Annotated in this window: 13 protein-coding genes and 1 pseudogene; 11 read left to right on the forward strand and 3 right to left on the reverse strand. The window is 58.9% G+C overall.

Going from position 1 to position 21,506, the window contains the following annotated elements; genetic code table 11:
- Nucleotides 1-67: 67 nt before the first annotated feature.
- Nucleotides 68-6,871: pseudogene (locus tag RHM68_RS26540) on the reverse strand (retention module-containing protein); the annotation flags it as partial.
- A gap of 358 nt (nucleotides 6,872-7,229) precedes the next feature.
- On the opposite strand from RHM68_RS26540, the gene RHM68_RS00085 reads away from it, so the two are divergent.
- The 10 genes from RHM68_RS00085 (at nucleotide 7,230) to cysC (ending at nucleotide 19,282) form a co-directional block, all read left to right on the forward strand.
- Entirely contained in the window at nucleotides 7,230-8,582 is a 1,353-nt protein-coding gene (locus RHM68_RS00085; RefSeq protein ID WP_322219940.1) for a TolC family outer membrane protein, read from the forward strand.
- A 43-nt stretch (nucleotides 8,583-8,625) separates the two neighbouring features.
- On the forward strand, nucleotides 8,626-10,782 hold the full coding sequence (locus tag RHM68_RS00090; RefSeq protein WP_322219941.1) for a type I secretion system permease/ATPase: 2,157 nt from the start codon (nucleotides 8,626-8,628) through the stop codon (nucleotides 10,780-10,782).
- Nucleotides 10,772-12,139, forward strand: coding sequence for an HlyD family type I secretion periplasmic adaptor subunit (locus RHM68_RS00095; RefSeq protein ID WP_322219942.1), 1,368 nt, complete (start codon nucleotides 10,772-10,774; stop codon nucleotides 12,137-12,139). The genes RHM68_RS00090 and RHM68_RS00095 overlap by 11 nt, the downstream gene beginning before the upstream one ends.
- 289 nt (nucleotides 12,140-12,428) lie before the next feature.
- Nucleotides 12,429-13,331, forward strand: coding sequence for a TauD/TfdA family dioxygenase (locus RHM68_RS00100; RefSeq protein ID WP_322219943.1), 903 nt, complete (start codon nucleotides 12,429-12,431; stop codon nucleotides 13,329-13,331).
- Between the two features lie 17 nt (nucleotides 13,332-13,348).
- Nucleotides 13,349-14,374 carry an ABC transporter substrate-binding protein gene (locus RHM68_RS00105; protein ID WP_322219944.1) on the forward strand — a complete coding sequence of 342 codons (1,026 nt, stop codon included), beginning with the start codon at nucleotides 13,349-13,351 and terminating at the stop codon, nucleotides 14,372-14,374.
- A 5-nt stretch (nucleotides 14,375-14,379) separates the two neighbouring features.
- Nucleotides 14,380-15,240, forward strand: coding sequence for an ABC transporter ATP-binding protein (locus RHM68_RS00110; RefSeq protein WP_322219945.1), 861 nt, complete (start codon nucleotides 14,380-14,382; stop codon nucleotides 15,238-15,240).
- 20 nt (nucleotides 15,241-15,260) lie between these two features.
- Nucleotides 15,261-16,127, forward strand: coding sequence for an ABC transporter permease (locus RHM68_RS00115; protein ID WP_322219946.1), 867 nt, complete (start codon nucleotides 15,261-15,263; stop codon nucleotides 16,125-16,127).
- Nucleotides 16,128-16,468: 341 nt separating this feature from the next.
- A complete protein-coding gene (locus tag RHM68_RS00120; RefSeq protein WP_322219947.1) occupies nucleotides 16,469-18,040 on the forward strand; it encodes a glycosyltransferase family 39 protein in 1,572 nt (523 codons plus the stop codon).
- 245 nt (nucleotides 18,041-18,285) lie between these two features.
- Nucleotides 18,286-18,693 carry a hypothetical protein gene (locus RHM68_RS26545; protein ID WP_416195218.1) on the forward strand — a complete coding sequence of 136 codons (408 nt, stop codon included), beginning with the start codon at nucleotides 18,286-18,288 and terminating at the stop codon, nucleotides 18,691-18,693.
- Nucleotides 18,677-19,282, forward strand: coding sequence for an adenylyl-sulfate kinase (gene cysC, locus RHM68_RS00130; protein ID WP_322219948.1), 606 nt, complete (start codon nucleotides 18,677-18,679; stop codon nucleotides 19,280-19,282). Before RHM68_RS26545 ends, cysC begins: the two co-directional genes overlap by 17 nt.
- Nucleotides 19,283-19,539: 257 nt before the next feature.
- On the opposite strand, the gene RHM68_RS00140 is transcribed toward cysC, so the two are convergent.
- Nucleotides 19,540-20,298 (reverse strand): slipin family protein, encoded by a 759-nt coding sequence (locus tag RHM68_RS00140; protein WP_416195219.1) that lies wholly within the window; start codon nucleotides 20,296-20,298, stop codon nucleotides 19,540-19,542.
- Between the two features lie 2 nt (nucleotides 20,299-20,300).
- Nucleotides 20,301-20,795, reverse strand: a complete 495-nt coding sequence (locus tag RHM68_RS00145; RefSeq protein WP_322223628.1) for an NfeD family protein — start codon at nucleotides 20,793-20,795, stop codon at nucleotides 20,301-20,303.
- 232 nt (nucleotides 20,796-21,027) lie between these two features.
- Here RHM68_RS00145 and RHM68_RS00150 point away from each other — a divergent pair, with 232 nt between their 5' ends.
- A complete protein-coding gene (locus RHM68_RS00150; protein ID WP_322219949.1) occupies nucleotides 21,028-21,489 on the forward strand; it encodes a YbaK/EbsC family protein in 462 nt (153 codons plus the stop codon).
- Nucleotides 21,490-21,506: the final 17 nt, after the last annotated feature.

Here is a 21,506-nt window from a genome sequence, read left to right on the forward strand (position 1 = left end):
CACTTTCCGAAACGGTCGGTGTTGCCGAAAGAGTTACGGTGGTGTCATCAACCTTGTCAGTAACGGTCGTTTCAACCGGGGTCTTGTTCGCGCCGAGGTTTTCGAAGTCGCCGCCAGTAGTACCGGTGATCTCAGTCTTAACCGGGGCTGCACCGTTATAAACGTCGTTTGGCGCGGCCACGTTGATGCTGGCGCCAGTCTGACCCACCGGGATGGTGATTTTTTCACCATTGCCCAGGGTTACGACCACGTCAGAACCGGTGACTTTAACCGGATTGCCTTGAGCGTCGGTGATGGCGGCGGTGTAAGTAATCGGCCCGCCTTCAACCGTGCTTGGCGAAGCGGTCAGTGTGACGGTGGTGTCATCGACTTTGTCGGTAACGGTCGTTTCAACCGGGGTCTTGTTCGCGCCGAGGTTTTCGAAGTCGCCGCCAGTAGTACCGGTGATTTCAGTCTTAACCGGGGCCGCGCCGTTATAGACGTCGTTCGGCGCATTAACGTTAATGCTGGCGCCGGTCTGACCCACCGGGATGGTGATTTTCTCGCCATTGCCCAGCGTCACGACCACGTCCGAACCCGTCACTTTGACTGGGTTGCCTTGAGCGTCGGTGATGGCGGCGGTGTAAGTAATCGGCCCGCCTTCAACGGTGCTCGGCGAAGCGGTCAGCGTGACGGTGGTTGTATCGACTTTGTCAGTAACGGTCGTTTCGACCGGAGTCTTGTTCGCACCCAGATTTTCGAAGTCGCCACCGGTGGTGCCGGTGATTTCAGTCTTAACCGGAGCCGCACCGTTGTAGACGTCGTTCGGCGCTGCCACGTTGATGCTGGCGCCAGTCTGACCCACCGGGATGGTGATTTTTTCACCATTGCCCAGCGTCACAACCACGTCCGAACCCGTCACTTTGACTGGGTTGCCTTGAGCGTCGGTGATGGCGGCGGTGTAAGTAATCGGCCCGCCTTCAACAGTGCTCGGCGAGGCAGTCAAGGTCACCGTCGTGTCATCGACTTTGTCGGTAACGGTCGTTTCAACCGGGGTCTTGTTCGCGCCGAGGTTTTCGAAGTCGCCACCGGTCGTTCCGGTGATCTCAGTCTTAACCGGGGCCGCGCCGTTATAGACGTCGTTCGGCGCATTAACGTTAATGCTGGCGCCAGTCTGACCCACCGGGATGGTGATTTTTTCACCATTGCCCAGCGTCACAACCACGTCCGAACCCGTCACTTTGACTGGGTTGCCTTGGGCATCAGTGATGTTGGCGGTGTAGGTGATCGCTCCACTTTCCGAAACGGTCGGTGTTGCCGAAAGAGTGACGGTGGTGTCATCGACTTTGTCAGTAACGGTGGTTTCGACCGGGGTCTTGTTCGCACCGAGGTTTTCGAAGTCGCCGCCAGTAGTACCGGTGATTTCAGTCTTAACTGGAGCCGCACCGTTATAGACGTCGTTCGGCGCATTAACGTTAATGCTGGCGCCAGTCTGACCCACCGGGATGGTGATTTTTTCACCATTGCCCAGCGTCACAACCACGTCCGAACCGGTGACTTTAACCGGGTTGCCTTGGGCATCAGTGATGGCGGCGGTGTAAGTAATGACACCGGCTTCGGACACGGTAGGCGTCGCGGTCAGCGTGACGGTGGTGTCATCAACCTTGTCAGTAACGGTCGTTTCAACCGGGGTCTTGTTCGCACCCAGATTTTCGAAATCGCCACCGGTCGTTCCGGTGATCTCAGTCTTAACCGGGGCTGCACCGTTATAGACGTCGTTCGGCGCGGACACGTTGATGCTGGCGCCAGTCTGACCCACCGGGATGGTGATTTTTTCACCATTGCCCAGGGTCACAACCACGTCAGAACCCGTCACTTTAACTGGGTTGCCTTGGGCATCGGTGATGGCGGCGGTGTAAGTAATCGGCCCGCCTTCAACAGTGCTCGGCGAGGCAGTCAAGGTCACCGTCGTGTCATCGACTTTGTCGGTAACGGTCGTTTCAACCGGAGTCTTGTTCGCACCGAGATTTTCGAAGTCGCCACCGGTGGTGCCGGTGATCTCAGTCTTAACCGGGGCCGCGCCGTTATAGACGTCGTTTGGCGCATTAACGTTAATGCTGGCGCCAGTCTGACCCACCGGGATGGTGATTTTTTCACCATTGCCCAGGGTTACGACCACGTCAGAACCGGTGACTTTAACCGGATTGCCTTGAGCGTCGGTGATGGCGGCGATGTAAGTAATGACACCGGCTTCGGACACGGTAGGCGTCGCGGTCAACGTCACCGTCGTGTCATCGACTTTGTCGGTAACGGTCGTTTCAACCGGGGTCTTGTTCGCGCCGAGGTTTTCGAAGTCGCCACCGGTCGTTCCGGTGATCTCAGTCTTAACCGGGGCCGCGCCGTTATAGACGTCGTTCGGCGCGGCCACGTTGATACTGGCGCCGGTTTGGCCGACGGGGATGGTGATTTTTTCACCATTGCCCAGGGTTACGACCACGTCCGAACCGGTGACTTTAACCGGATTGCCTTGAGCGTCGGTGATGGCGGCGGTGTAAGTAATCGGCCCGCCTTCAACAGTGCTCGGCGAGGCAGTCAAGGTCACCGTCGTGTCATCGACTTTGTCGGTAACGGTCGTTTCAACCGGAGTCTTGTTCGCACCCAGATTTTCGAAGTCGCCACCGGTGGTGCCGGTGATCTCAGTCTTAACCGGGGCCGCGCCGTTATAGACGTCGTTCGGCGCATTAACGTTAATGCTGGCGCCAGTCTGACCCACCGGGATGGTGATTTTTTCACCATTGCCCAGGGTTACGACCACGTCAGAACCGGTGACTTTAACCGGGTTGCCTTGGGCATCAGTGATGGCGGCGGTGTAAGTAATGACACCGGCTTCGGACACGGTAGGCGTCGCGGTCAACGTCACCGTCGTGTCATCGACTTTGTCGGTAACGGTCGTTTCAACCGGGGTCTTGTTCGCGCCGAGGTTTTCGAAGTCGCCACCGGTGGTGCCGGTGATCTCAGTCTTAACCGGGGCCGCGCCGTTATAGACGTCGTTCGGCGCATTAACGTTAATGCTGGCGCCAGTCTGACCCACCGGGATGGTGATTTTTTCACCATTGCCCAGGGTTACGACCACGTCAGAACCGGTGACTTTAACCGGGTTGCCTTGGGCATCAGTGATGGCGGCGGTGTAAGTAATGACACCGGCTTCGGACACGGTAGGCGTCGCGGTCAACGTCACCGTCGTGTCATCGACTTTGTCGGTAACGGTCGTTTCAACCGGGGTCTTGTTCGCGCCCAGATTTTCGAAGTCGCCACCGGTGGTGCCGGTGATCTCAGTCTTAACCGGGGCCGCGCCGTTATAGACGTCGTTCGGCGCATTAACGTTAATGCTGGCGCCAGTCTGACCCACCGGGATGGTGATTTTTTCACCATTGCCCAGGGTTACGACCACGTCAGAACCGGTGACTTTAACCGGGTTGCCTTGGGCATCAGTGATGGCGGCGGTGTAAGTAATGACACCGGCTTCGGACACGGTAGGCGTCGCGGTCAACGTCACCGTCGTGTCATCGACTTTGTCGGTAACGGTCGTTTCAACCGGGGTCTTGTTCGCACCCAGATTTTCGAAGTCGCCACCGGTGGTGCCGGTGATCTCAGTCTTAACCGGGGCCGCGCCGTTATAGACGTCGTTCGGCGCATTAACGTTAATGCTGGCGCCAGTCTGACCCACCGGGATGGTGATTTTTTCACCATTGCCCAGGGTTACGACCACGTCAGAACCGGTGACTTTAACCGGGTTGCCTTGGGCATCAGTGATGGCGGCGGTGTAAGTAATGACACCGGCTTCGGACACGGTAGGCGTCGCGGTCAACGTCACCGTCGTGTCATCGACTTTGTCGGTAACGGTCGTTTCAACCGGGGTCTTGTTCGCGCCGAGGTTTTCGAAGTCGCCACCGGTGGTGCCGGTGATCTCAGTCTTAACCGGGGCCGCGCCGTTATAGACGTCGTTCGGCGCATTAACGTTAATGCTGGCGCCAGTCTGACCCACCGGGATGGTGATTTTTTCACCATTGCCCAGGGTTACGACCACGTCAGAACCGGTGACTTTAACCGGGTTGCCTTGGGCATCAGTGATGGCGGCGGTGTAAGTAATGACACCGGCTTCGGACACGGTAGGCGTCGCGGTCAACGTCACCGTCGTGTCATCGACTTTGTCGGTAACGGTCGTTTCAACCGGGGTCTTGTTCGCGCCGAGGTTTTCGAAGTCGCCGCCAGTAGTACCGGTGATTTCAGTCTTAACCGGGGCCGCGCCGTTATAGACGTCGTTCGGCGCATTAACGTTAATGCTGGCGCCGGTCTGACCCACCGGGATGGTGATTTTCTCGCCATTGCCCAGCGTCACGACCACGTCCGAACCCGTCACTTTGACTGGGTTGCCTTGAGCGTCGGTGATGGCGGCGGTGTAAGTAATCGGCCCGCCTTCAACGGTGCTCGGCGAAGCGGTCAGCGTGACGGTGGTTGTATCGACTTTGTCAGTAACGGTCGTTTCGACCGGAGTCTTGTTCGCACCCAGATTTTCGAAGTCGCCACCGGTGGTGCCGGTGATTTCAGTCTTAACCGGAGCCGCACCGTTGTAGACGTCGTTTGGCGCGGCCACGTTGATACTGGCGCCGGTTTGGCCGACGGGGATGGTGATTTTTTCACCATTGCCCAGGGTCACAACCACGTCCGAACCCGTCACTTTGACTGGGTTGCCTTGAGCGTCGGTGATGGCGGCGGTGTAAGTAATGACACCGGCTTCGGACACGGTCGGCGTCGCAGTCAACGTCACCGTCGTGTCATCAACCTTGTCAGTAACGGTCGTTTCGACCGGAGTCTTGTTGGCACCGAGGTTTTCGAAGTCGCCGCCAGTAGTACCGGTGATTTCAGTCTTAACCGGAGCCGCACCGTTGTAGACGTCGTTCGGCGCATTAACGTTAATGCTGGCGCCAGTCTGACCCACCGGGATGGTGATTTTTTCACCATTGCCCAGCGTCACAACCACGTCCGAACCCGTCACTTTGACTGGGTTGCCTTGGGCATCAGTGATGGCGGCGGTGTAAGTAATGACACCGGCTTCGGACACGGTCGGCGTCGCAGTCAACGTCACCGTCGTGTCATCAACCTTGTCAGTAACGGTGGTTTCGACCGGGGTCTTGTTCGCGCCGAGGTTTTCGAAGTCGCCACCGGTGGTGCCGGTGATCTCGGTTTTGACTGGTGCCGCACCGTTATAAACGTCGTTTGGCGCGGCCACGTTGATGCTGGCGCCAGTCTGACCGACGGGGATGGTGATTTTTTCACCATTGCCCAGCGTCACGACCACGTCCGAACCCGTCACTTTGGCTGGGTTGCCTTGAGCGTCGGTGATGGCGGCGGTGTAAGTAATAGGGCCGCCTTCAACGGTGCTCGGCGAAGCGGTCAGTGTGACGGTGGTGTCATCGATCGAGTCGGTGACGCTGGTGACAGCAGCGTCTTTGCTCGGCACCAGATTTTCAAAATTACCGCCGGTGGCGCCGGTAATGGTGGTGCTGACAGTGCTGGCGTTGTTGTAGACGTCGTTGGCTGCTGTTGGGACATTCACGCTACCGGTGGTTTTGCCGGCATCAATGGTGATAGTCGAACCATTGGACAAGGCCACTGTGACCGGCGTTTGCGCCGGGTTGGTCAATGTCGCGGTGTAAGTGATCTGGCCGCCCTCGACGACCGTTCCGGTGGCGGTGAGGGTCAGGCTGGTGGTATCCACCGAATCGGTAATCGTGGTGACCGCTGGCGTCGGGTTCGCGGTCAACTGTTCAAAATTACCGCCGGTGGCACTGGTAATGGTGGTGCTGACAGTGCTGCCATTGTTGTAGACGTCATTGGCGGGCGTCGCGACGCTTACGGTGCCGGTGGTTTTGCCGGCATCAATGGTGATAGTCGAACCATTGGACAAGGCCACTGTGACCGGCGTTTGCGCCGGGTTGGTCAATGTCGCGGTGTAAGTGATCTGGCCGCCTTCAGTGACGTTGGCATTCGCCGTCAGGGTCGCGGTGGTGGTGTCGATGGTGTCGGTGACCTGGGTCACAGCCGGTACGGTCGGCGCAGTGACGACGATGCCGTTGCCGCCCGTGGTGCCGGTGACCGTCACGCTGATCTGACTCGCGTCGTTGTAGACGGTGTCGTTGGGCGCTAATGGGATATTGACGCTGCCAGTTACCTGGCCAGCCTGAATCACGATCACCGAGCCATTGGACAGGTTAATGGTCAGGTCGGACAGCGGTGCCTGAGTCAGCGTCGCGGTGTAAACCAGTACACCACCGGCTTCGGTGATAGTCGGTGTGGCGCTCAGAGTCAGGGTCGACCCCGGCAACGCGTTGGCACTGGTGTTGGTGTTCTGGCCACCCGTGGTGTTTTGGGTCGCCAGCGCGGCAGAGCCAATGCCCGCAGTCGGGAAGCCAATGGTCGGGTCGACTCGCGCGGCGGTGGCGTCCAGAACCACAAAACTGTGGCCGCCACCGGCTGCGCCGCCAGTGCCTGCTGCGGCCGGGCCGGCAGCTGCCGCTTCAAATGCGGTGGTCGGGTCGACGCCGGCCGCGATGGCTTGTTGCAGTTCTTCAACCGATGGCGCGGCTTGCGCGGTGGCCTCTACCAAGTTGGTCGTGTCGTCTGGTGCGCTGCCGCTCCACTGCGTGTCGCGGCCCAGGTCCAGGGTCCGGCCGTCAGCCAATTCGAGCGTGACAGCGCCGGCCGCGCCGGTGTCTACCTGATCGCCGACGAACAGCCGGTCGCCTTCAACAAGTACGCGGCGGACGCCCTCCGGGGACACCGCGAAAACTTGACCGACAATGCTTTTGACGATGGCCACAACACTGCTCATTGAAGACTCTCCGGGTGTCACGTTCAGTTAACTTCCATGACCCTGATGGCGATCTCGCCGAATCTGTCTGGACGTACTATAAAAAATTAACAAATCTAATTTGACGCTAAAAAGCGCCAATATTTTGGCTGTGTTTTTTCGCTATTAACTTTATGCCAAACTATTGACCTTATAGAGGGCATCCTAAACAATCGTCCCAGTAATGTCACATTGATATTTAAGCGGCGACCTGTCCTACAGCGTGTGATCCAGTTCCTGTTTTGAACTTTCCGACATACGGTCATTCTGGTTGCCATTATCCGACGCAGCACCACGTTTTGCTGTGATTCAAGACAAGAAGTTCCGGGGAATTTTCAAGATGCGTTCGTACCTGTTAAAGGCTTTACCGCTAGCGCTTGCAGCCAGTTTCGTACAAGCACAAACCCTGCCTGAAGCCATGCAACAGGCAATGGATGTCCATCCTGAAATTCAGGCCGGCGTTAACAGCCGAATGGCCGCCGATTATCAATTAAAAGCGGCCCAAGGTGGATACCTGCCACGGGTCGATTTGTTGGGCGGTTACGGTCGCGAAGGCACCGACAACGTCACCACGCGTGCCGCCACCGGTAACAATCACTGGGAAACCCTGAACCGCGGCGAGTCCAGTCTGCGACTGTCGCAAATGGTTTTTGACGGTTTTGCGACGTCCAGCGAAGTGGGACGCCAACAAGCCACCGTTAACTCTCGCGCTTATTCGTTGCTGGGCACTTCGGAGCGCACTGGGCTGACCGTCGCTCAGGTCTATCTGGACGTGCTGACCCGTCGTGAGTTTGTGCGCCTGGCTGACGAAAACTTGAAGAGCCACGAACGGATTTTTGACCAAATCAAACTGCGCACGTCGCGCGGTGTGGGCAGCGGCGCTGACCTTGATCAGGCCGAAGCGCGCATGGCGCAGGCTCGCAACAACCTGATCACCGAGCAGACTAACCTGGCCGATGCCGAGACCAATTTCCTCAGCGCTGTTGGCCAGATGCCCGACCAACTGGAGCGTCCGGCGCCTTTCGTTGCACTGTTGCCAGTAAGCCTGAACGAAGCCCGCTCGCAGATGCTGGAAAACAGCCCGGTGCTGCGTTCTGCTGAATCCGATATCGCTGCCGCCGAGAAACAGTACGAAGCGGCCAAGTCGACCTTCTACCCGCGTTTCGATGCCGAACTGGGCCGTACCGCCGACGACAACCTCGACGGCCAGGTCGGTCACAGCAACGAATGGCAAGCCATGTTGCGCATGCGCTTCAACCTGTTCGCCGGTGGCAGTAACAAGGCTGACCTGGAATCCAAGTCCTATTTGTCCACTCAGGCGCTGGATATCCGCAACAACGCCTTGCGCGTGTTGAACGAAGAACTCGGTTTGGCCTGGAATGCTTTGAACAACGCTAACGCCCAAGTGCCGATCGCCCAGCAGTATGTGGATCACAGCACTGCCGTGCGCACGGCGTATCAGAAGCAATTCAGCCTGGGTCAGCGCACCTTGCTGGATTTGCTCGACAGTGAAAACGAACTGTTCACCGCTTCCCGCCGTCTGGCGGAGATCAAGAACATTCAGTTATTTACTCAATATCGAATCAAGGCGACCATGGGCGAGTTGCTCAAGAGCCAGGGAGTGGTCGCACCGTTGGCATCCGTTGTGCAAAACGACGTGAAGCCAAAGGTCAAACTGCCCGGTATGAATTGAGCAGAACCTTAATTGTTCAATTTGTTAGCCAAGAGTGCCGAGCGTGGAATCAGAAGTCAGTCGAGTTCATCTCATTCATGATCCTCGCGCGTTGCACGACGACCCATTACTGGATGGCTTGTTAGCTCTTTGCACCTTGCATCAGAAGCCGGCCAGTGCGGCGATGCTGACCACCGGCCTGCCGTTGCCCAAACAACGCCTGAGCGTTGAGTTGCTGCCCCGCGCAGCCGCTCGCGCCGGCCTCCAGGGACGGGTGCTGGTACGTAAGCTGGAAGACATTCCAGCGATTGCGATGCCAACGCTGTTACTGCTCAAGGGTGGGCGCAGCGCCGTGTTGCTCGGCTGGCAAGGTGAAGACCAGGCCCGCTTGCTCCTCAGTGAAAGCGACGGCGGCGAATGCCTCGTCAGCCGTGAGGTCCTGGCCGACGACTACATTGGCAAAGTTTTCTTCGCTCAGCCCCAGCACAAATTCGATGTCAATCACGGCACGTTGATTCCACGTGCGCGCTCGTGGTTTCGCGACACGCTGAAGCGCTCGCGCTGGCTGTACGCCGACGCCATTGCCGCCAGCTTCCTGATCAACATCATCGCCATGGCTGCGCCGCTGTTCGTGATGAACGTCTACGATCGCGTGGTGCCGAACCAGGCCGAATCGACGTTGTGGGTACTGGCAATCGGCATCACCGGCGCATACCTGTTCGACCTGATCCTAAAAAGCCTGCGCAGTCTTTGCCTGGACCTGGCCGGCAAGAAAACCGACCTGATTATTTCCGCAACGCTGTTCGAGCGCATTGTCGGTATGGCCATGAAGTACCGCCCGGCCAGGGTTGGCAGCTTCGCCCAGAACATCCACGAGTTTCAAAGCCTGCGGGACTTCCTTGCGTCACTGACCCTCACCAGCCTGATCGACCTGCCGTTTACGTTGCTGATCTTCATGGTCATTGCCATTCTCGGTGGGCATTTGGTGTGGATTCCGGTGTTAGCGTTCCCGATTGCGTTGTTGATCGGTTATGCCTTGCAAAAGCCGCTGGTGGCGACCATGGAACGGACCATGGCGCTCGCTGCCGAGCGTCAGTCCAGCCTGATCGAAACCCTCGCCGGCCTCGATGCAGTGAAGGTGAACAACGCCGAAAGCGAACGTCAGTATCAGTGGGAACAAACCATCGGCACCCTCAGTCGTCTTGAGTTGCGGGTGAAAATGCTCTCCGGTCTGGCGATGAACATCACCTTGCTGATCCAGCAACTGGCCGGGGTGATCATGATCGTGTTCGGTGTGTACCAGATCATCGACGGCCACCTGAGCATGGGCGGGCTGATTGCGTGCTACATGCTCAGCGGTCGCGCCCTCAGCCCGCTGGCTTCGTTGTCCGGTTTGTTGACCCGGTATCAGCAAGCGCGGGTGACCATGTCATCGGTCGACCAGATGATGGAACTGCCCCAGGAGCGTAATTTCGAAGAGCGCCCACTGAGTCGCAAAGTCCTTCAGGGCGGCATCGAGTGCCGGCAACTGAACTTCACGTACCCGGACCAACAGAACGCGGCGTTGAAGAACATCAACCTGATCATCAAGCCCGGCGAAAAGATCGGCATCATCGGTCGCAGTGGCTCCGGCAAAAGTTCCCTGGCCAAGTTGCTGGTGGGGCTGTATCAGCCGGACAACGGTGCGTTATTGGTGGATGGCGTCGACATCCGTCAGATCGATGTCAGCGAGCTGCGCCACAACATCGGCTATGTGCCCCAGGACATCCAATTGCTCGCCGGCACCTTGCGCGACAATCTGGTGTCGGGCGCTCGCTATGTAGAGGACGAAATGGTGCTGCAAGCCGCCGAATTGGCCGGCGTCCATGAGTTCGCCCGTTTGCACCCGCAAGGCTATGAACTGCAAGTCGGCGAGCGTGGGCAGAACTTGTCCGGCGGTCAGCGGCAGAACGTCGCCCTGGCCCGCGCGCTGTTGCTCAACCCGCCGATTTTGTTGCTCGACGAACCCACCAGCGCCATGGACAACACCGGCGAAGAACGCCTTAAACAGCGCCTGACCGCTGTGGTTGAAAGCAAGACCGTGGTGCTGGTCACGCACCGTGCCTCGCTGCTGTCGTTGGTCGATCGCTTGATCGTTATCGACCGCGGACAAATTCTCGCCGACGGCCCGAAAGCCGTTGTGATGGAAGCGTTGAAGAAGGGGCAGATCAGTGTTGCTTAAGTCGGGTTTCAAAGATTCGATCCGTCGTTACTTCAAAGGCTCTGCCTCGCTGCAAGGCCAGCCATTGCCCGAAGTCAACAAGGCGCTGATCGAAGATGCGCCGCGCGTGGTGCGGCTGACGATCTGGACGATCATCGGCTTCTTCGTGTTCCTGATGCTGTGGGCCAACTTCGCCGTCATTGACGAAGTGACCAAGGGCGACGGCAAGGCCATTCCATCGTCCAAGATCCAGAAAATCCAGAACCTTGAGGGCGGGATTGTCTCTGAACTGTTCGTCAAGGAAGGGCAGATCGTCGAGGCTGGCGCCCCGTTGATTCGGCTGGACGACACCCGGTTCGCCTCCAACGTTGGAGAGACCGAAGCGGATCGCCTGTCGATGGTACTGCGCGTGGAACGCTTGAGCGCTGAGGTCGATGACCGTCCACTGAAGTTCCCTGCCGACGTCCTCAAGGCGGTGCCTAACCAAGCCAAAAGCGAAGAGTCGCTATACACCAGCCGTCGCCAGCAATTGCACGACGAAATTGGCGGTTTGCAGGAACAGTTGATCCAGCGCCAGCAAGAGCTGCGTGAGTTCACTTCCAAACAGGCGCAGTACCGCAGTGGCCTGGCATTGCAGCGCCAGGAAATCAACATGTCCGAACCGCTGGTGGCTCAGGGTGCGGTGTCACCGGTGGAAGTGCTGCGACTCAAGCGCTCCGAGGTGGAAACCCGTGGGCAACTGGACGCCACGACCCTGGCGATTCCTCGTGCCGAATCGGCGATCAAGGAAGTACAGCGCAAGATTGACGAGACGCGCGGCAAATTCCGCAGCGACGCCCTGACCCAACTCAACGAAGCCCGTACTGACCTGAATAAGGCGCAGGCCACAGGTAAAGCACTGGAAGATCGCGTCAGCCGCACGCTGGTCACCTCGCCCGTGCGTGGCATCGTCAACAAGTTGCTGGTAAACACCATCGGTGGCGTGATCCAGCCGGGCAGCGACCTGGTGGAAATCGTGCCGCTGGACGACACCTTGCTGGTGGAGGCGAAGATCCGTCCGCAGGACATCGCGTTCCTGCATCCGGGGCAAGAGGCGACGGTGAAGTTCACTGCCTATGACTACACCATTTATGGTGGGCTCAAAGCCAAGCTTGAGCAGATCGGTGCCGACACTATTACCGATGAAGACAAGAAGACCACGTACTACATCATCAAGCTGCGTACTGACCGCAGCCACTTGGGGACCGATGAAAAGCCGCTGCTGATCATCCCCGGGATGGTCGCATCGGTAGACATCATTACCGGCAAGAAGACCATTCTCAGCTACTTGCTCAAGCCGATTATCCGGGCGCGGGCCGAGGCGCTGCATGAGCGATAAACCTGCCTGATCATTCCCACGCACCGCGTCGGAGTGCCGCCATGGCGCTCCGAGTCCACTGTGACGCAGAGCGTCGCGGGATGTGTTCCCACGCAGGAGCGTGGGAACAATCGGTGGCATATCGTTATGCACTAACGGTATTTAAATTCTAATTCTTATACCCATATAGTCACTCCCCTGCGTACCTTCCGACCAATCGGCGCGCCGCACGACACGAACCAACACGGGACCTCCGTGAGTTTCTGATCGTCGCGCGCGCTACGGCGTGCCGTGCGTGGGAGTGATTTTTATGTCAGTCGTCTCTTTTTCTGAAAAACCTGCTTCTCAAAGCATCGCGCCGCAAGTGTTCGACATCCGCCCGTTCAGCGATGCCGTCGGTGCCGAAATCGTTGGCCTGGACCTGTCCCGCCCCATTAATGAGCAGGATTTCTCGCGCATCCACCGCGCGCACCTGGATCATCACGTCGTGGTGTTTCGCGATCAACGCATTACCCCCGAGCAACAAATTGCCTTCAGCCGCCGCTTCGGCGTGTTGCAGATCCATGTGCTCAAACAGTTTCTGCTGGCCGGGCACCCGGAAATCCTCATCGTGTCCAACATCATCGAAAACGGTGTCGCCGTTGGCCTCGGTGACGCCGGCAAATTCTGGCATTCGGACTTGTCCTATAAAGAACTGCCGAGTCTGGGCTCGATGTTGCACGCCCAGGAGCTGCCGGCCGAAGGAGGCGACACGCTGTTCGCCGACATGCACAAAGCCTGGGACGGTTTGCCCGAGGGGCTGCGCAAAGCGGTCGAAGGTCGTTCGGCTGCGCATTCTTACACCGCGCGCTACAGCGAAACCAAATTCGAAGGCCATTGGCGCCCGACCTTGACGCCTGAGCAACTGGCTCAGGTCGCTGAAGTCTTACACCCGATTGTTCGCACTCACCCGGAAAATGGGCGCAAGGCGTTGTTTGTCAGCGAGGGGTTCACCACCCGCATTGTTGGTTTGCCGCAAGACGAGAGCAAACAGCTGCTCGCCGAGCTGCATGCCCATAGCGTGTTGCCGCAAAACATCTACCGCCATCAATGGCAGCCCCATGACCTGGTGTTCTGGGACAACCGCTCTTTGATTCACTTGGCCGCCGGCTGCCCAAACGCGCTGCGCCGCAAGCTGTATCGCACCACCATCCAGGGCGACGCGCCTTTCTGATTTGCCGGAGAACTACCATGTCCAAACGTCTCGCGTTGGCGCCGTTGGCGGCTGCCCTCGGTCTGGGTTTCAGCCTGCTCGCCGGTAGTCTGGTGGCGCCGACCATGGCCCACGCCGAAGGTGAAATCCGTATCGCCGAGCAGTTCGGCATCGTTTATCTATTACTCAACGTGGTACGCGATCAGAACCTGATCGAGAAGTACGGTAAGCAGGAAGGTATCGACATCAAGGTTGACTGGACCCAGCTCTCGGGCGGTGCGGCGGTCAACGACGCGTTGCTTTGCGGCTCCATCGACATTGCCGGTGCCGGCGTCGGTCCGCTGCTGACCATTTGGGATCGGACCCACGGCAAGCAGAATGTCAAAGCCGTGGCTTCGCTCGGTAATTTTCCTTACTACCTGTTGAGCAATAATCCAAACGTTAAAACCATCGCCGACTTTACCGAGAAGGACCGCATTGCAGTGCCGGCGGTCGGGGTCTCGGTGCAGTCGCGCTTCCTGCAATACGCGGCGGCCAAGCAGTGGGGCGACAAGGAGTTTAATCGCCTCGACTCGTACACCGTGGCCGTTCCGCACCCCGACGCGACCGCTGCGTTGATCGCCGGTGGCACCGAGTTGTCCGGACACTTTTCCAACCCGCCGTTCCAGGATCAGGCGCTGAAAAATCCCAACGTCCACGTGGTGCTCAATTCCTATGACGTGCTTGGTCCGAACTCGCCGACGGTGCTGTTTGCCACCGAAAAATTTCGCGACGAGAACCCGAAAACCTACAAAGCCTTTGTCGAGGCGCTGACCGAAGCCGCCGATTTCGCGCAGAACGATAAAGGCGCGGCGGCGGACACTTACCTTCGTGTGACCAAGGCAAAAATCGACCGCGCGACACTGCTGAAAATCATCGATAACCCGCAATTCGAATTCAGCGTGACGCCGAAGAACACCTACCCCTTGGCAGAGTTCATGTACCGCGTCGGCGCGATCAAAAACAAACCGGATTCGTGGAAGGACTATTTCTTCCAGGACGCCAAGCCGCTGCAAGGGAGCTGATCTGGATGAACGCTTCCCTGCAAGGCCACACGGTCAGCAACCCCATCAACACCTCCGATGCGTTGCTGTCGGTCAATAACGTCAGCCTGGAATACCGCACCGCGCAGCGTGTGGTTCGGGCGACGCATCAGGTCAGTTTCGACATCGATGCAGCCGAGCGCTTTGTGCTGCTTGGGCCCTCCGGCTGCGGTAAATCAACCTTGCTCAAAGCCGTGGCGGGGTTCATCCAGCCCTGTGAGGGAGAGATCCGGCTTCAAGGACGCACCGTTAATGCACCCGGTCCGGACCGCATCGTGGTGTTTCAGGAGTTTGATCAACTGCCGCCGTGGAAAACCGTCAAACAGAACGTGATGTTTGCGCTGCTGGCATCGAAAACCCTCAAGCGTAAAGAGGCTGAAGAGCGCGCGCGGCACTATCTGGACAAAGTCGGGCTGTCGGCGTTTGCCGATGCCTATCCACATACCTTGTCCGGCGGTATGAAGGCGCGAGTAGCGATTGCTCGGGCGCTGGCCATGCAGCCGAAAATCCTGCTGATGGACGAACCCTTTGCGGCGCTCGATGCGCTGACCCGCCGCAAGATGCAGGAAGAGTTGCTGCTGCTCTGGGAGGAGGTGCGTTTCACATTGCTGTTCGTGACGCACTCCATTGAAGAAGCGCTGGTGGTGGGCAATCGAATCTTGCTGCTTTCGCCGCATCCAGGGCGGGTACGGGCTGAGGTCCACAGTCATCAATACGATTTGCACAGCCTCGGCGGTGCGGCTTTTCAAGCGTCGGCGCGGCGTATTCATCGGCTGTTGTTCGATGAAGGCCAGTCCCCGCAAGCCGAGCGCGAGCTGGGTTTCGCGGATGTTCGTATTGCTTATTGAGCTGCCTGGAGGATCGCCCGATGAGCTACTCATCATCCCCGCGTCATGAATTCGAAACGGTTCTTCAACCCCTCACCAGCGTGCCGCTGGAGCGTGAGCGGCCCCTCGGGCAACGCCTCTGGCAGCAAGGTTGGCTGCGCAAAAGCCTGATCCTGATTTTGCTGGCGGTGCTGTGGGAGGTGGTCGCGCGTATTCAGAACAACGACTTGCTGTTGCCGAGCTTTTTACAAACCAGCAGCGCGCTGTACGACGGCCTGCTCAGTGGCGAGTTGCTGGGCAAGGTGTGGATTTCGCTGGTGGTGTTGCTCAAGGGTTACCTGATCGGCATTGTTCTGGCGTTTGCCCTGACGACGTTGGCGGTATCGACGCAGTTGGGGCGCGATTTGTTGAGCACGTTGACCTCGATGTTTAATCCTTTGCCGGCAATTGCCCTGCTGCCGCTGGCGTTGCTGTGGTTCGGTCTGGGGCAGAACAGCCTGATTTTCGTGCTGGTGCATTCGGTGCTTTGGGCCTTGGCGTTGAACACCTACGCCGGGTTTCTCGGCGTCTCGCACACCCTACGCATGGCCGGGCGCAACTATGGTTTGAAGGGCATGCGCTTTGTGTTGTTCATCCTGATCCCGGCGGCGCTGCCGTCGATTCTTGCCGGTCTGAAAATTGGTTGGGCGTTTGCCTGGCGCACGTTGATTGCCGCCGAACTGGTGTTCGGTGCGACCAGCGGCAAGGGTGGGCTGGGTTGGTACATTTTTCAGAATCGCAATGAGCTGTACACCGACAAGGTTTTTGCTGGCTTGGCGGTGGTGATCCTGATTGGGTTGCTGGCAGAGAATCTACTGTTTGACACGCTGGAGCGGGTGACGGTGAAACGCTGGGGGATGCAGCGTTAGGTTTTGCGCGGGCAGGCAAGGCACTTTGCAATTAAGCCCGCTTTCAGGTGAATGGAGTGTGTGCCTGGGTTATGCCTGCGACACCGACCAACGGTTCGAGACGGGTGACCCCGACACCAAACGTCATGAAGGAGCCCACAAATACGTCCATAAGTACTCATCCTTCAGGTGCGTGATCTGGCGGGCCCCGTGTCGGCGCGTGGCCCGCCCCGGAGCTGCTGGGCTGCCGGATGTCGCTATGAGCAACGCCAGCATCGACGACTACCCTGTGGCTGGCCTAAAGTGACGGCATATTTCAGGGATACACCGTCGTGGTTTTTCCGGCACCGCATGAGGAAGTAATGGAGGCGCGCAGAGAAACGTCGGTTGGCGACACGCAAGACCCCCACGCAGCACCAAGCGCCTGGATGGGCGCGCAACGCTGGGCTCGTTGGGCCAGAGAATATGGGCTGGTGTCGATCATGGTTTTGGCGGCGCTGGTGCGTTTCTACGACCTGACGGCCGCCGCGATCTGGGGCGACGAAGGTTCCAGCCTGTTGTTGAGCCAGCACTCGTTGAGCGAAATCTGGGCGCATGCCGCCCACGACGTACACCCACCGCTGTACTTCATGCTGCTGCATGGCTGGATCGCCTGGTTCGGCGACGGTATTTTTTCGATCCGCGCCATGAGTGCAATACCGGGGGTCATTACGGTCGGGCTGGGCGTGTGGCTGGTCGACCTCCTCGCCACCCGGCGCGCTGCCTTACTGGCGGGTATCCTGCTGGCGCTGCTGCCCACAGCGGTGCGTTACAGCCAGGAAGTGCGCATGTACTCCTTGCTCGGCCTGCTACTGATCGGGGCCACGATTGCGCTGGTGTATTGGGTCCGGCAACCCCGGCGTAACGGCTATCTCGCGGTGTACACGCTGCTGATGGCGGCGGCGTTCTATACCCATTATTTCACTGCGCTGTGTGTCATCAGTCATTGGCTGTGGCTGGCCGTAGTGCGTGTGCAGCCGGGCTATCGCCTGCGGCATATCCAGCGTCCGGCCTGGTGGCTGGCGAACCTGGGGATTGTGTTGCTGTACTTGCCTTGGGTGCCCAACCTGATCGATCTGGTGCAGCACATGGATGCGCTCAAAGCCAATGGCGATGTTGGCTGGGAAGACCCGGTCACGCTGAGTTCATTGCCGTCGATGATCTGGTCGGTGCTGACCCAGGACGACGGCGCAACGTTGCCACGCTGGCTGTTCGTCACGTTGCCGGTGGCGGTGCTGGCGGTTACAGGTGTGGCGTTGGCACGCGATCGCAGCATTTTTCGCGGCAGTGTCCTGCTGGCGTTTTTCAGCGTGCTGCCGATGTTGCTGGTGTTCGCGGTGTCGTTCATCTCGCCAGTGTTCATTGAACGTTATTTGACCGCCTACGCGCTGGGCTTGCCGATGCTGGTGGCACTGGCGGTTGATCGTCTGTACGCACGTTTTCGAGTGTTGGCGCTGGCCATTCTGGTGCTGTTCATCGGGGTTGAACTGGTGGGGGTGAAAAACAACGCCACGGCTATTCCCAGCGAACAGTTCAGCGTCATGGTCGACTACGTCAATCAGCGTTTCGTCCCTGGCGACCAGATTGTGACGGGAGATATGCTCTGGTATCTCGTTTACGTCTATTACAACCGCACCGACGCCAAGCCGCTGCTGTACACGCCGCCCCAGGCCAATGGGTCGTCGAGCCGGCCCAATGCCTATGGCTTTGGTACGTTGGTGACCAGCGACGTCTATGTGGACAGCCTGGGTGATTTGCTTAAAAGCGGTGGGCGCGTGTGGTTGATCGGTTTGGCGCAGATGCCGGACGAGTTCCCCGCATTGCCCGCCGGCTGGCAAAATCTGGGCGAGAAGCGGGTCGGGGATGTTAGGGCGAGGTTGTTTGTGCGGCCGTGAGGGCATCCGCGCAGCACTCGCGCTGGCGCTGATTGTTTCCTCACAGTGGTGGCTCGGCTGCTTTAACTCTCGCACTGCTGGTCGGCCGCTTACCACTGCGGTTAAACGCTTCACCCAAAAACAGTGACGCTTACCGCAGCTTTTTACCCGCTCCGCTCCGATTTGATATCAAAAGTCCAATAGTGAACCCCCGTCCATCGACTACGCTCTGTCCTATAAGTGGACTGACGAAAACGGTGAAGGGATTGCAACAGTTTCACTTTATCTGCGGCTTGCCGCGTTCTGTTTTCACCGTGCCTTCTGCCCATTTTTTGCAGAATTCGCGTTTTCACGCGGACATGGCCAGCCCGGTCGGTGCTCTCTTCAGCCGCATCCTTGATCAAAGCAGCGCCAGCAGTGAATTTGCGGTGGGCGGGCATTACGACGCCCACTCGTTTTGGGTCAACGACAAATGGGCCGACGACAAGGTGAAAGGGACCTGGAACCTGTTTAATGTTATTTCCGCGCCGGTCGCAATCCATGTCGCCAAAGCGGTCGAGGAAGTGGCCAAGGCGTGCCGCCAGGCGATGTCCATCGCGGCATTGGCCAACCGCGAAGCGGCGTGGGTGTCGGGCGCTATCACGGTGCCGGTGGCTTATGTCAAAGCAGCCTGATTTGCTGGCGCCGACGTCGAGTGTCAGCCGCGCTCGGCGCGAGGCCCGCAACGGTCATCGCGGTACGGCGATTCTGCTGACCGGGTTGCCGGCCGCCGGCAAATCTACCCTGGCCCAAGCGCTGCACGCCGCGCTGTTCGAGCGCGGCGTGCAAAGTGTGGTGCTCGATGGCGACGGCTTGCGTGTGGGGCTCAATCGCGACTTGGGGTTCGCCGACAGTGATCGTCTGGAAAATATTCGTCGCGCCAGTGAACTGGCGGCACTGCTGGTGGAAAACGGGCAGATCGTGATTCTGGCAATGATCGCACCGCTGGCGGAGTTGCGGGCGCTGTTCGCCCAGAGGCTTGGCGCTGATTACCACGAAGTCTGGTGCTGCGCATCGTTGGCGGTGTGTGAACAGCGAGACCCAAAAGGTCACTACGCCCGGGCCCGGCGCGGCGATCTGGCGGGTTTCACGGGCGTGTCCGCGCCTTATGAGGCGCCGCTGTGCGCGTCGCTGGTGCTCGACACGGGTGTGCAACCGGTCGCGGACTGTCTTGAGCGTTTGCTCGGGTGGCTTGAAGCGTGTGCGGTGCTGCCCAAGCGATAAGTCGCCCGGTATTCTCCCGTTTACGGTTGAAGGTGGAGGTGCTGCTGTTGCAGGCGTTGGCGGCTCGACGCTGTTCAGTCAGGCGCTTGCCCGACTCGACAGCCACATCGTTTTCAGCGAACCACCACCGCTGGACGTCTTGCTGCGCGGTGGCTTGCCGGCTGCGTCATGTGTCGAGGGCTCTGAGGCCATCGCGAGCAGGCTCTTGCGACGTTTAGCAGGCCGCGCATAAACGAAGAAGGCGTCTGCGAGAAGGTTCAGGGTTTGGACGACAAATCCGCCATGCCCTTGAGCAATTCGATCGGCAGCGGGAAGACAATGGTCGAACTCTTGTCGCCGGCAATCGACGTCAGCGTCTGCATGTAGCGCAATTGCATCGCGCCCGGCTGGCGACCGAGCATCTCGGCCGCTTGCATGAGTTTTTCCGAGGCCTGCAATTCGCCCTCGGCGTGGATCACTTTGGCCCGTCGTTCCCGTTCGGCTTCGGCTTGTTTGGCGATGGCCCGTACCATCGACTCGTTAAGGTCCACATGCTTGATTTCGACGTTGGCGACCTTGATGCCCCAGGTGTCAGTCTGCGCGTCGAGGACTTGCTGGATGTCCACGTTTAGCCGCTCGCGCTCGGCCAGCAACTCGTCGAGTTCATGCTTGCCGAGCACCGCCCGCAACGTGGTCTGCGCCAGTTGGCTGGTGGCCATCAGGAAGTCTTCAACCTGAATGATCGCTTTCTGCGGATCAAGCACGCGGAAATACAGCACGGCGTTGACCTTCACCGAAACGTTATCGCGGGTTATCACGTCTTGCGGCGGCACGTCGAGGACGATGGTTCGCAGGTCGACGCGAACCATTTGCTGGACCACTGGAATCAGCAGGATCAGGCCTGGGCCCTTGACCTGCCAGAAGCGCCCGAGCTGAAACACCACCCCGCGCTCATATTCGCGCAGGATGCGAAAGGTCGACCCCGCCAGCGCAATCACCAATAACAGTAGCGCGGCAACACCCACTTGCAGGCCCATGATTATTCTCCCGCTGGCGCCGCGTCAGCCGCGGCCACTTGCAGCAACACACCGTTGCGCGCCACCACCCGGACCCGTTGCCCGGGTTGCAGCGGTGTTGCACTCAATACTTGCCAGTTTTCCCCTTGCAGGTGAACCCAGCCATTGCAGGCGTTACCCATTTGCAACCCGGTGATCGGCGTGACGCTGCCGAGCAGCCCCGCATCGCCACTGACGATTCGCCGCGGGCGGGTTTTCAGGGCGCGGATCAGCAGCGCGACAAGTAGCACGGCACTGACCAGCCCAAGACCGATGATCAACGGAACCGGGAGTTCGGTATTGGTCAGAAGGACCGCACCGATGACGAACATCACAATGCCGGCCAGGCCGATCACGCCGTAATTGGGCACCGTGGCTTCGGCCACCAGAAAGGCGAAGCCAAACAGAATGAGCCAGAGACCCATGGGATTGGGGATCAGCAGGACAACACTGTCCGCCGCGAAAACCGATCCGCTCATGGCCAACAGCAATACAGCGGTACACCAGCGAGTGTTCACTTGACCCTCCGAGAGCGTCTTGGGGGAAGCGCTCTCTACAGTCTAGTTGAGCCCCGGCGGGTTTGAATTCTGATCCCGTGCCCGTCTGATCCGGTGGGCAGATTCCCTGTCGGTTTCTGGCATTGGGCCTAGACTTTCAAGCAACAGAACGGGTTTAACCACCGTCCGCTCACCGCGGACACCGAGGTGAATCATGCGCATGGCAAGAACTGTGCAGAACAGCCTGGACAAGGCTCGCTGCGAATATGACGTCGTCACTCATCCTCACTCGGCCAGCAGCCTGGAAACGGCGCGGGTCGCAGGCATTCCGGCAGAACGGGTGGCCAAATCGGTGATCCTCGATGATCACCACGGGCATTATTTGATGGCCGTACTGCCTGCCAGTCGTCACTTGGACCTGAGCAAAGTTCGCGGCAGTGGCGAATGGCAGATCACCCGGGAAAGTACCCTGGCTCATCTGTTCAACGATTGCGAACGCGGAGCGGTGCCAGCACTGGGTGAGTCCTATGGCCTGGACATGGTCATCGACCCATTGCTGACCCGGCAGAAAGACATCTACGTCGAGGCCGGCAATCACCACAACCTGGTCCACATGAGCATGTTGCAGTACCTGAAAATGGTGCCGCACGCCGAGGTGTGCGAGTTGAGCCACTAACCTTATTGTTCAGTCGC

Origin of the sequence: Pseudomonas sp. DC1.2 (genome assembly GCF_034351645.1) — a bacterium.
Classification (GTDB): domain Bacteria; phylum Pseudomonadota; class Gammaproteobacteria; order Pseudomonadales; family Pseudomonadaceae; genus Aquipseudomonas.